Genomic DNA, 234 nt, shown 5'->3' on the forward strand with positions numbered 1-234 from the left:
TGGCTGAACAGCACGCGCACGTCGGCGCTGAGGTCGGCGCGGCGCATGCGTTCGATCAGGTTGACCGCCATCAGCGAATGGCCGCCCAGTTCAAAGAAGTTGTCGTGACGACCGACTTGCTCGATCTTGAGCACATCAGCCCAGATCTGCGCCAGTACGGTTTCCACTTCTCCTTGTGGCGCTTCGTAGCCACGGCTCAGCAGGGCTTCCTGGTCCGGTGCAGGCAGGGCCTTG

At 62.4% G+C, this 234-nt stretch carries 1 protein-coding gene; it reads right to left on the reverse strand.

Annotated elements, in window-relative coordinates:
- Positions 1-234 (reverse strand): phosphopantetheine-binding protein (locus tag ACQRBT_RS28355; RefSeq protein WP_427851709.1); only part of this gene is annotated, 234 nt, incomplete at both ends.

It is taken from the genome of Pseudomonas sp. R19M (assembly GCF_050312585.1).
Taxonomy (GTDB): Bacteria; Pseudomonadota; Gammaproteobacteria; order Pseudomonadales; family Pseudomonadaceae; genus Aquipseudomonas; species Aquipseudomonas palleroniana.